Annotated in this window: 11 protein-coding genes; 4 read left to right on the top strand and 7 right to left on the bottom strand. The window is 24.4% G+C overall.

Features of this window, described 5'->3' with window-relative positions; genetic code table 11:
• The 4 genes from QIA31_RS05160 to QIA31_RS05145 all read right to left on the bottom strand — a co-directional run bounded on the left by QIA31_RS05160 (position 1) and on the right by QIA31_RS05145 (position 2661).
• Positions 1-306, bottom strand: a complete 306-nt coding sequence (locus tag QIA31_RS05160) for an amidohydrolase family protein (RefSeq protein ID WP_418905340.1) — start codon at positions 304-306, stop codon at positions 1-3.
• 180 nt (positions 307-486) lie between these two features.
• Positions 487-1236 (bottom strand): ParA family protein, encoded by a 750-nt coding sequence (locus QIA31_RS05155; RefSeq protein ID WP_418905339.1) that lies wholly within the window; start codon positions 1234-1236, stop codon positions 487-489.
• Positions 1212-1751, bottom strand: coding sequence for a DUF226 domain-containing protein (locus QIA31_RS05150; protein ID WP_418905338.1), 540 nt, complete (start codon positions 1749-1751; stop codon positions 1212-1214). The genes QIA31_RS05155 and QIA31_RS05150 overlap by 25 nt, the downstream gene beginning before the upstream one ends.
• On the bottom strand, positions 1744-2661 hold the full coding sequence (locus QIA31_RS05145; protein ID WP_418905337.1) for a plasmid maintenance protein: 918 nt from the start codon (positions 2659-2661) through the stop codon (positions 1744-1746). Before QIA31_RS05145 ends, QIA31_RS05150 begins: the two co-directional genes overlap by 8 nt.
• A gap of 549 nt (positions 2662-3210) precedes the next feature.
• Here QIA31_RS05145 and QIA31_RS05140 point away from each other — a divergent pair.
• Positions 3211-3822, top strand: coding sequence for a chromosome replication/partitioning protein (locus tag QIA31_RS05140; protein WP_418905336.1), 612 nt, complete (start codon positions 3211-3213; stop codon positions 3820-3822).
• Positions 3823-4316: 494 nt separating this feature from the next.
• Here the strand turns inward: QIA31_RS05140 and QIA31_RS05135 are convergent, their stop codons facing one another.
• The gene (locus QIA31_RS05135) at positions 4317-4436 is read right to left on the bottom strand and encodes a hypothetical protein (RefSeq protein ID WP_418905359.1); all 120 of its coding nucleotides are present in this window, start codon (positions 4434-4436) and stop codon (positions 4317-4319) included.
• Between the two features lie 388 nt (positions 4437-4824).
• On the opposite strand from QIA31_RS05135, the gene QIA31_RS05130 reads away from it, so the two are divergent.
• The 3 genes from QIA31_RS05130 (at position 4825) to QIA31_RS05120 (ending at position 10940) form a co-directional block, all read left to right on the top strand.
• The gene (locus QIA31_RS05130; RefSeq protein WP_418905335.1) at positions 4825-8640 is read left to right on the top strand and encodes an Eco57I restriction-modification methylase domain-containing protein; all 3816 of its coding nucleotides are present in this window, start codon (positions 4825-4827) and stop codon (positions 8638-8640) included.
• 1409 nt (positions 8641-10049) lie between these two features.
• On the top strand, positions 10050-10256 hold the full coding sequence (locus QIA31_RS05125; RefSeq protein WP_418905334.1) for a BB0158 famile outer surface lipoprotein: 207 nt from the start codon (positions 10050-10052) through the stop codon (positions 10254-10256).
• A gap of 453 nt (positions 10257-10709) precedes the next feature.
• Positions 10710-10940, top strand: a complete 231-nt coding sequence (locus QIA31_RS05120) for a hypothetical protein (protein WP_418905333.1) — start codon at positions 10710-10712, stop codon at positions 10938-10940.
• A gap of 132 nt (positions 10941-11072) precedes the next feature.
• Here the strand turns inward: QIA31_RS05120 and QIA31_RS05115 are convergent, their stop codons facing one another.
• Both QIA31_RS05115 and QIA31_RS05110 read right to left on the bottom strand, forming a co-directional pair.
• Complete coding sequence (locus QIA31_RS05115) at positions 11073-11390, bottom strand: plasmid maintenance protein (protein ID WP_418905332.1); 318 nt, start codon at positions 11388-11390, stop codon at positions 11073-11075.
• Positions 11391-11407: 17 nt separating this feature from the next.
• Positions 11408-12115, bottom strand: coding sequence for a hypothetical protein (locus QIA31_RS05110; protein WP_418905331.1), 708 nt, complete (start codon positions 12113-12115; stop codon positions 11408-11410).
• Positions 12116-12410: the final 295 nt, after the last annotated feature.

Here is a 12410-nt window from a genome sequence, read left to right as displayed (position 1 = left end):
TCAATGCCTGTTAGATATATATTTTAAAGTTAAATTTTCATTTATAATCCTAATATCTTTGTTAATTACGTCTTTAAAATCCATCACTTCAGACAAATAGTAAACATCATTAACTTCCATCAATTTTTCTACATCTTTATCATCCAATACATACCCCGAAGTTTCAAATTCTGAAGACCGATAGGACACAAAAAGAAGGAGTTCCAAAAAAAATAAATTTAGTTTTTTAGGATTATTTATCATAAAATTAATATCATCAATACCATTAACATTTGATATTTGATGAGAATCGCTAATTATTGCCATAGTACCCGCTGAACTACCAAATAATCAAAGTTTAATGGAATAAGAAAAGAACTTTCTATATACATATGCGCATCAATAAATCCTGACAGGATATACTATACTCATCTAATACCGCATTAATTTTTGTTATATTCATAATACAACTCACTATTACTATATCAAAGACTATAAAATAGTAGTTTACAGTATATCTTTTAAAGCATTTTCAGCTTCTCTATAATAAATTTCTCTCAAAGAAGGCTCTAAAAGGTCGTTTATAAAAACTTTTATACTATTTGAAAAGTGAATTTTTCCTTTTATATATTTACCATACTTTTTATACAGTACGTCCTCCACCTCCTTTAAGGTGTTCCTATTTTTAATAAATTGGTTTTCTATAATAGAGATATTATATTTTTTATTTTTAATATTTTGAATATTATTGATAGTTTCCGTTAAAATAGAAAAGCTTTCTATTGACCATCTTTCTACTTGAACTGGAATTATAATATGGTCTGTAACATTTAAAGCATTCTTTAAAAGGAAATTTCTACTAGGAGAAGTATCTATTATAATATAATCAAAATCAAAACTTTTACTACTTTTATTTAATCTAAATTCTAAAATAATTTCTTTATAATCTATATCGTCTGTGTTAAATTTTTCTAAAACAGGATGAGAGGGGATTATAGAAATATATTCATTAATTTTATTTTCACATTTATCAAAATAGGCATTTCCTTTTAAAAATTCATAAACATTGTGCTTTTTAATATTAGAAATATATTGATTAAAATAAGAAGTTAAAGAATTTTGTGGATCTAAATCAATTAATAGTACTTTTTTGCCCAATTCTTTTAATACATAAGAAAAAATTATAGAAAGTGAGCTTTTCCCAACCCCCCCCTTTAAACTTGCTAGTGTAATTATAATTGGTTTTTTTTGATCCATTTATTTATAATCCCCCCATCTTTTAATTTTTTATTATAAAATTCATATACTTTTTTTTCCATTTTTTTTAAGTGTGATAAATTAAATTGATAATACTCGGTATTTTCTTTATTCTTTCTTAGAAGTGTTCTTAAAGATTGAACATATGTTTTAATAGAGCCATTTTTAAAGGCAAATTCTATATAATAGAGTTTTTTTATTACATAGGTTTTATTATTTTCCTTTTTAAGAAAAAAGGGTTTATCAAGTTTATCATACCTATATCTTATTTCTAAGAACTTGTCATCTTCCTTCAAGGGAAAGAGATTAAAAAAAAGAAAATCTTTGGCGTTATTAAATTTTTGAAAAGTAAGTCTTAGTCTTTCTCCCCTATTTGTAATTCTAAAACCAATTAGATGTTTAAATATTTTTGTGTAGTATATTTTTCTGCTATTTACTTCCTCAATTTTGTTAAATATGATTTTTTTTTCTATGTTATCCTTTTTGTTTCTGAGTTTTTCAAGTAAATTACTCAAATTTTAATCCCTTTGTTAAAATGTTAGCTAAAATATTATTAGCTATTATACCAGCATGTCCTGAAAAGCTAGTTATTTTATTTATTTTCCATTTGGTAGTATAAGTATCTTTAAATTCTCCTGCAAGAGCATAGAAATCGGTTTTATAGGGTGCAGCTTTTCTCATAAAGTGAATTTTATGTTTGTAGAGATTTAGTTTAAATAAAAAAAACTCTTTAATATCTTTTAATTCATAATCATATTTTAGATGATTTTTAAAATCTTTATAATTTAATAAAGTATTTTTCAGTGTTTTAATTGGTTCTTTAGTGTTAGAAATTATTGATTTAATTTTTTTAAAAAAAGAGTTTTCTATAGAATTCTTATTATATATATTTATATATTGTTTATTATGTACAGTGATATTTTCAGTGATATTTTGAGGTTTAAAAGACCCTTTTTCTTCCTTTAGAGTATTTTTTTCTTCTTTTACCTTCTTAATTAAGTTTGCTTTGGTGTTACTAAAATATGTATCAATTAATTTATGTGCAATGGGGGACACTTTATATATGCAAAGTTTTCCTTTGAATTCTCCAAAGTTATTTGAAAATGTTAGTATTTTTTTTTCTAATGCTTTTAACTTAACTAAAAATCTTAAATCTATTCTTAGAGTATTAATTGTAGTTTCTTTTTTATTTTCTTTATATATATTTGAGTTTAGCACGCGAAGTATGTCTCCTTGATGGTGAACTCGAAGCCCGGGTAGTTTTTCGGAATCAAAATGAATTCTGTGTATTGATACATTATATTTTTTCTCAAACTCTTTATTTAAGTAAATAATAACTGAAATTATTTTTTTAAGCCTACAGTCTTTTGAAAGTAATTTATTGGATTTAATTTGGTAGCTATAATTAGATATAACAGCTTTCATTTTTTTATCTCCTAGTTTAATGTGTATTTAATTATTAATTAACAGTTAAAAATTATAATATATAAAATAATTAATTTCAACCTCTGTTAAAATTAAAGCTAAAAACTATATTTAAGTTAGGGAACAGTTTATTTTTTTGTCAAAAAAATGTCGAAATTTAATGCAATAACTAGTATAAACTTTTTTAATGGGGCCGATTAAAAATAGAATTGTAAATAGCACCCAAAGTATCAAAAATTCAAATAATTTTAAAAATATATTTTCTTTATCTACTATTTATGTAATCTTTAATTTTAAAATAGTTTTTTGTATCGGTTCAGAACCGAACGATTTTTGATTATTGGCAATTATTTATTATCAATAAATAATAAATATTGATACAAATTCAAATTTATGGCAATATTTATTCACAGATTAGTATTATAGGATTTTCTACATATCTTTTTTTGTTTCATATCATTAGTCGGAATTTATTTTTTAGATGATAATTAATGGTTAACTATATAGAAATTTACACTTTAAAACAAAAAATAAATATAGGAGGACAAAATGGCGAAAAAAGAAAATAAAAAACAAAATAAAAAAGAGATCATTTTAAATGACAGATTTGAAGATTTTATTGATAAAAGTCAAAACTTAAATAATAATCAAGATGAAAATTTAATCATTTATAATGATCTAAAAGATCAATTAAAGCTTAATTTAAAAGATGATATTGATAATAAAATTCAAAGAATGAAAATTCTATATAAAATTAAGCAAAAAGAGCTTTATAAATACGATGGTTTTAAAAGCTTTGAGCAATTTATAAAATCTTTTATAATTGCAAAAACGCAGGCTTATACATATTTAAAAGTTTATGAAAAGGTTTTGGAAGGCATTATTTCTATTGATAAAATTAAGGAAGTGGGTTTTAATAGTATATATCATGCCATACAAAAAGAAGGGGTATCAGAAATAAATCAAGAAAATATAAATAAAAATAATAAAGAAAATACCCCAATTAGAATTTTAATAAAAGATAATGAATTATATAATTTTTGCAAAAAAGATACCAAAAGAGTCTATTTTATTTTAAAGGAGATTTTTAAAAATAAAAAAGACATTTTATCAGAAATCATAATTAAATATGATAATTCTAAAAAGAAAAGTAATAAATAAATTTTCAAGTTTTATTGCCTTTAACGTTTAATTAATGGTAACCTATTACTTCTAATAGGCGTAAGTTTATTTTGCCTAGTTTAATGTCGAAAAGATGTCCGGAAAAGGGTTTTTTCATTTTAAAATCTAAATTTTAGGGCTTATTAGTTTTATTAACTTTAAATCATTTTTGCATATCTTAAATTTATAATCTCTCTATTGCTGTGTTTTTATATTCAACTATAAATCAATAAAATGATTATATGTAAAAAATCTTTTCTTAGATTTAAAATTTTCTTATATAGCTTAGTCACTCTTAATCTAGATTAATTCTATTATAGAGCCTTTTCATTTTTTTGATATTTCCTTTTAGTTTCATTTTTTATTAAATATTAGGATTTTTGGTTTTATTCCTTTCACTATTTACTAAAAGATTGCAAATTATAAGTTTTTACAGCAATTTTTAAATTTTTATTGCTTTCATAATTTTGAATAAGATGTTTCTAAAGAAGAAATTAACAAAGGGCTAGATAATTATGATTTTGAATATCTCTATAATAAGATTGTTCAAACTTATTCCTAGCTTTTTTTCTATATTTCTCAGCAAAATCAATTTTGTACGGGTTGAATTGTATTAAATAATTTAAAATTCGATCTAAATAATCATTTATAAGGAAGTTATTATCTCAGGCCTCATAAATATAATTAGAGTTATTAATTTATTTTCTATTATTTTCTATGGGGCACCCCACGACATGAAGAGCATCTAAAAAGACTTTTTTCTTTAATTTCTCCCAATTTTTCTTAAATGACTTCTAATTTATGAAGCATGGGCAAAAAAGCTTCTATCCTTTTTAGATAGAGTAAATAAAGTTAAACAAATATTAAAACAAGGTTTGGCCAACTTACCTAAGATTAGTTTTTTTAACTTTTAAAAAAATTAATCTTAGGATATACTGTGAGTATTAAGAAAAGCTAAAAAAGATTTATAAATAACATAAATAGCTTCTATAAGCATAAATAATGAAAAATAATAACATTATAAAAACAAATGATCCAAATATGTTTCTTTATAAAGAACTATCAAAAAATTTTATAAAGCAAGAGAATATTAATCAACTAAAAGACTTTTTTATTCTTATAAAGAATAAACTTTCTTCAATAGATGATAATTCAACAAAAGCAAATATAGGGTCTTTATTAAGATCTATATTTGAAGAACTAGATTATTCAGTAGAACAGCAAAAGGTTGGGCAAATAGAAGGAGTGGGGTCTAGAGTAGACATACTACTTTTTGAAAATGATAAAGATAGAGTAGATTTTAATAATAAATTAGAAGAAGCTAAAAAAAATAATGAACCTATTTTAGCCGAAGATATCTTACTTATAGTAGAGGTTAAGCGTTCATCATTTAGTTTTGACACTAAAAATAAAGTAAAAGAAGCAGAAGATCAGCTATATAGATATTTAAATCAATATCAAAAACATTATGGGATAATTTCAAATGGAAAGGTGTGGAGATTATATGACAAATCTAAAGTTCTTTATGGAGAAAAAAGATATATTGAATTTAATTTTTCTAAAATTAAAGAAAAAGAAGAATACAAAGAACAAGGATGGTTTATTTTATTCATCTACCTTATAAGAAAAGAAAGATACTTAAAGACAAGCAATGTAATAGAGATTGAAAAAGAACAAATAGCTAAAGAAAAAGAGATAATTCAAAAAACTTTAAAAGAGATACTTTATGAAAGGCCCGACGATTCTATAGTATTTAAAATTGCAAAAAATATATATGACAAGGAATTTAACGTATCAGACAAAGAAATTACTCAAAATATTTTAGCTAGCATACTTGAAGAATCAATTATTTTTATTTTAAGAATATTTTTTATTGCATATATTGAAGATAATGATATTTTTAAGAAAATATTAGAAGAAAATAAGCTATACAGATCTTCAATATCTTTTAGATATTTTTTTTATGATGAAAATACAAAAAAGAAATTAGGATATAAAAAAATAATAACAATTTTCAATCTGCTTGATAAGGGAAGTGATGCAATAAAGTTTCCTATATTTAATGGGGGATTATTTGCAGAAGACAGAGTTAAATATTTAAATAATGAAAGTTTACTAAGTATTAGTGAACTTGAAAAAGTACTGGTTAAAATACTTTTTTTTGAAGAAAAAAATATTAAAGATGAAAAATTTGTAGAGTATTCAAAGCTAGATCCTAAAAGTTTTGGAGAATTATACGAGACTCTGCTTGAATATGACCTAAGAATTGCAGATACTACTGTTCATCGTATTGTTGAAGACGGGGTTTATCTCATTCGTACCGAAGAAGAGCTTAAAAATAAGAACGTCAACAAAGTTGCTACATATTATAAAGGCAATATCTATCTTACATCCAGATCTCTTGATAGAAAGAAAAGTGGCGCATATTACACCCCAGATGACTTAACTGACTTTATAGTAATATCAGCAATTGAAGAACAGCTTAAAACTAAATCTCCTTTAGATATAAAAATCATTGATAATTCTTGTGGATCAGGGAATTTTTTAATTTCTTGTTTAGATTACCTAACAGAGAAAGTGTGGTACGAGCTAGATAAATTTGAAGATGTAAAAAAAGAGCTTGATAAAGAATATAGCGCCATTCTTAAAGAAAGTGAAGAATATGATGTTAAGGATAATATAAGTAAAGAATTGGTACTTAAAAGGATGCTACTAAAGAAGTGTATTTATGGTGTTGATATTAATCCCATTTCGGTTGAAATTACTATGCTAAGTTTATGGATTAATACCTTTATTTTTGGAACGCCACTAAGCTTTATTGAACATCACATCAAAGTAGGAAATGCCCTGTTAGGATATACCAAAGATGAATTTTTTGATATTACAAAGAAGAAATTTGAAAGCGGATTTTCTTTATTTAAAAAAAGAATTGAAGAAATTACAATCATTTTAGAAGATAGCTATCAAAAAATTAAGGAAATTAATGATACTGCTAAAAAAGATATAGAAAAATCTAAAAAGATATACAAAGGGTATGAGGAGGGTAAAGATGCGGATAATTTAAGAATAATATTTTCTTTAATTAAACTTTATTCATTATCTTTTTATAAATCTTTAAATATAGAATTTAGTGATATTTCAGATGTAATCAGTTTAATTGAAAATATTTTAGGCAATAAAACTTCTAGTGAAGATAAAGAAAAAATAGAAAAAATTAGAAAATTAAGTAGATACTATAAATTTTTCCACTATGGAATTGAGTTTCCAGATATTCAGGAAGGATTTGACATTGTAATTGGAAATCCTCCGTGGGAGAAAACCAAGTTTGACGAATCTGAATTTTTTTTAAAACATGTTCCTGGCTACAGAAAACTAAGCATAAAAGCACAAAACAAAATAAAGCAAGAAATACTCAGTAAAGATAATCATCCTTTAAGCATTGAATACAATGAAGAAAAAAATAATATAAGTACCATTAACAATATTTATAAATTTGATTTTAACGACTTTGCTAGTGGTGGTGATCCAAATCTTTTTAGATATTTTGTTGCATTTAATTTAAAATTACTAAAAGAAAAAGGCAATCTGGTCTATTTAGTTCCCGCAGCTTTTTGGAGTGAATCTAGTTCCAAGGCATTAAGAAAACATATATTTGCTAACTATAAACTTAATTATATATATCAATTTCAAAATCAAAAAAGATTTAAAGATGTAGTATCGCTTTTTAAATTTGCAATATTTCAAATTAGTAATACCAAAGTTCCTACAACAAATTTTAAAGCAAAGTTCATGATTAAGAGCAGCGATAATATTATTAAGGAAATAACTAGTGATTTAAAAGACAATAAGGATGATCCTTATAAAGGAACTGAATTAAATATAGGTCAAATAAAAAAACTATCCCCTGTTCAAGAGGCTATAATAGAATTTAAAAATAATGAAGAATTTAGCTTAATTAATAAAATGTTTAGTTCATTTAGTATTCTTAGTGAAAAATATATTGACTTTAGAGGGGGGCTGCATTTAACAAAGTATAAAACATTTTATAAAGAATATAATAATGAAAACTTTATATTTCTTTATTGTGGAGCTAATATTTATCAGTTTAATTCAAGATTTTTTGAATATAAAGATGCAAAAGAAAGTTCTAAATTACTATGGATAGATAAAAAAGACTTAGAAAAAGTATTAACTAAAGAAAATCAATATCAAACCGAAAGAGTATTTTACAGAGCAATTGCAAGAAATACAGATACAAGAACCATGATTAGTACTTTGTCTCCTAAAAATTGTTATTGTGTAAATTCAATGTATATAAATTATGAGAAAACACCAATATCGCTTTATAAAAAATTATTTATTATATCTATTTTTAATTCATTGGCATTTGATTTTTTGCTAAGAAGATTTGTTGACTCTAATGTGCTAAAATCATGCCTTTATCAATGTCCAATGCCGCAACCCGAAAAAGATGAAATTCTAGCAAATCCGCTATATTTAACTTTGGCCAAAAACACTTCTTTACTAATAGCTAAAAATGATCCTTTAAATTTCTCTAATTTGCTTTATTTAGAACATTTTGAGCTTAGTAAAGAAGAAGTTGATAAAATATTAAATTTAGATACCGAAGATGAATTCTTTAAAGAAAAAGAAAATGAAAATAATTTTATTGTCGCCAGTCTTTATTCACTAACCAAAGAAGATTTTAATACTTTGTTGAATGACTTTGAGACACTGAAAAATAAAAAAGGGAAAGTCTATATTACATCTTTAATAAAAGGATATGAAAATTATTTAAAAATAAATAAACTTAGCTAAGCTTAACAATTTAAATTTATCCAATTGCTATAAAGAGATTTTATTTACTTAATAAAAATATATGTTTTTACTAAAAAAATTACGATTAAAATGATAAAAAAGCTATTCTTAAATAAATCAGTAGAGAAACTAAAGAACTTTTAGAAATTGAAGAAAATAATGTTTATAAATTTAAAAATGCAAAGTATCATTTTAAGCGTTTAAGCTAAAGACATTAGAAATAAAGAGTTTGTAGTCTATATAAAAGTTATAAAGAGCATATATTAGTGACATTTTGTAATTCTTTTTGTGCTACATATATGGGGCAAAAGAAGATGATTTAGTAAAAATTATTGGTAATTTATAAAAAGAGTTTTATGGTTTTTATATTAATTAACTAGAAATTTTTTTTAAAGGCATATTGTTTTTATAACATATTTTAATAATATCTTCTTGATTTTTTTATATTAAAAATTAATTAAGTATTATTTAGGATAATCTACACTATATACTTCACATTTTATGGCTTTGAAAATTATCTCTTTCTTTCTAGAAGTTTCAAGTTATTCTTCCATTTCTTTTAAATAACTTTTTAATCTTTCTAAATCATCCCGAATATCACCAACTTTTACAGTATTTTATTTATTATTATCTTTTATTTTGCTTTTTGAAGTGCTTTGAGTATCTTCTAAGAGATAAATCTATTTATTTATTCTAAAAGTGAGACATCAGGGTTTACTCTTATAAATGTTGGGGGCAAACTTTATCCTACGCTTGCATATAAAACTTACACTTGACTCGCCTTATAAATCCTATCAAGTTTTGGGAATAACTAAAAACTTAACAGGTTATTTAAAACTTGACTTTTTTTAAACTTGACTTTCTTATTTATAAATATCACTTAACTTATTAATAGCTCTAATCATATTCTTTACTTCGCTTCCTTCTTTATTGCTAGCGAACATTTTTGCTCTTTTAAACTTATCTCTCCAAATCTACTATATGTTATACCAGAAATAGGGCTTTACACAATAACATCGATAGCATTATTTACTTTATCCCAATTAGGAGGGGGGACTGTTTAGCATCAACATTAAATCATTAATGGCTTTTGCTTAAAATTCGTTACGAGATAAACTAGACATTACAGCAATAAAAGTATCATTATAGATATGCAAGGCAAATATCAATGATGCCGTAAGATCTTGTATATTTATTATCAATAGAATCTAATTCTATTGATATGTTTTAGTTTTGCTAAAAATTCATAAGCTTCTTATTGTCTTCTTCAATTAATTTATCTTTGGTTTATTGTTTTTCTTTACTAATGCCGGTGGGGTGGGGTATCAACAAGCATTTTAGGGATACTCTTATTCTTTTTAGCTTTGCCTATAGTTAATGATAATAACTATAAAATATTGGGAAGTAAAGTGTCGATAGCTAAAATAATAGCATTTGGGTCAACCAAAGAGTTTGAAGAAAAATATGAAGTTAAAAGCCCAAAGTTAATTTCTGCAGGATCAAATATTGATTTTGAGAGATATAGAACTGGTGTTGCTACAATTAGTTTAAAAGAAGTTTTAAAAGAGTCTGGATACATTAATTCATATAATTTTGGAGTTTTAATGATGACTTAACAAATTCTTTTAAACTTCTTTATAAGAAGGATGAATATAGCTATATGCTTGCATCCCTTACCATAAAAGATAGTTTTGCCTTTCTTGAAGAAAGGGAGACCATGCTGTCGATGTTATTGTGGGTGCTATTGCTAGTATTCATGGTGAATATGAAAAGAGCAAAGATTTTTGCTAAAAGGGAAAGTGGCATAGAAGTAGAACGTATGATTACCGCTATTGATAATCTATGCTTTGTTTATAAGAAAGTTAAGCCTTAAATAACTAATAAGATAACAATAATGAAGTTTAAAAACAAGATTTTATTTCCCTTAATCTAATGGATTACTAATTTTTTATTGTGCGATCTTTGTTTAGTTGCTTGAAATGTTTTATTTGAATGGATTAAAGAAAGTAAGGGGAGTATTAATCCATAGTAAACCCAATAGATAATATCTTGATTTTAAGATAGATACTTTGAAAAGTGAACTTAATGCCAAAATTGATAATGTAGAAAAAAATTTGAAACAAAATCTTGACGAAAAACTAAAAATTAATAATCAATTTTTACTGGAAAAAATAGAAATTAATAATCAATTATTGTCTAAAAATTTTGACTCAAGCAATAGATTAATAACTATTATGTCAATAGTATTAGTACCTATTGCTATAATAGCTATTATAGGGCCTTTTGTTTTTTGTCGCTAATTAATGGCTTTTTCAAACAGTAATTACTAGTAATTTTTTACTACAATTAATTAAGAAAAAAATTTTAGATATAATTCTGTTTTGTAATTTACTAGAATTTTTACTCATATTTAGTTCAAGCTAGTCGTATTACTACCCATAATATTCCTTGATTTTGTTGTAACATGTTTCTATGGGATAATTGAGTTTGTAATATACAACAATGTTGTTGTATATATCTTTACTGTAAAATCTAGCTATGACTTTTATTTCTTCTAATTTAGATAGATTAGTTTCTAATGATTTTAGTGTATCTTTAGATATACCAAATTGTTGGATTATTTGATTGTATTCATCCAAAATTTTTTTTGGATGATAGTGGCTAAATTGTTTGCTTTCTTGTTTTATTGTAAACATAAGTGTTTGTAGTTTGATCAGTAATTTGGGTTGTTGACTTGGTTGATTTTTCACAATTGCGCTAAAAATTTTCAGCCAATCAGAAATATTTTAGAAAAAATTCGCTTTTGTAATTCACTAGTATTTTTGTTAATTCCTAGTTTTTTTAGGTTAGCATTAATGTACAATTTTAGATTGTACAAATTTTTGCAGGGCGCATTTTTAGAAAAAAACATCACAATTAAATTTGCAATAGCATATGTATTTTTGTTCTTACTTTTTCTTAAGATACTTAGATTCTTTTCATCAGGACCCACAAGTTTAAAAGAGCTAATGTATTTGATTTTTTCACCTAGATTTAGGATACACGGCTTTTTATTTATTCGGATATTTCCTGGATTTTTGGTATATTTGTTATCTTCGGTTGTTTCTTTAGACTTTACAATCAAAGAATAAGCAATTTTCAGTTGTTTAGTAGTTATATTGAAGTCAAATATCTTTTTTGCTACATAATTAATTTTGTCTGTGCTAATAGATAACAGTTCACTTTTGTTTAGATTTTCAATGCATTTAGAAATTTCATTGGAACAGACTAAAGAATAGGTTTTCAACCTAAAGCCGTTGTCCAGTACATAATAAGAAAGTATATTGGATTTTGGATTGTGTGAGGTTTTGATATTTGGATTTTTCAAATCAGATAATGGAATTTCAGAGGCCATAATAATTCCAAGTAATTGTTGAGTAGTGCTAGAAGTCTTCAAAAGATTTTTACTAATCAGAATGAATTCCTTTGGATTCATTTCACAAATAGGATTTTCTCTATTCTTAGAAGTCTTGAATTTTAGAAAAAAAATTTGCTGAATTTCATATTCATATATATTGTATTGCGTTTTTACAATAATCCAAAACTTAAAGTTTACGATTTTGTTGATATAAAAACCACTAGAAAAAGGTATTAATTTACGCTACTACTAAAATAGTAGGCATTAAATATTTCGATAGTGGAGTTATATGTTGAGATAATGGGATTAAATGTTGAGATAGTGGTATTAATCTATAAGTATCCAAGTATTTATACTAAACAATAATTATAAT

Origin of the sequence: [Borrelia] turdi (assembly GCF_030439285.2) — a bacterium.
GTDB lineage: Bacteria > Spirochaetota > Spirochaetia > Borreliales > Borreliaceae > Borreliella > Borreliella turdi.
Note: the sequence above shows the minus strand (reverse complement) of the source record. Positions and strands in the feature narration are given on the sequence as shown.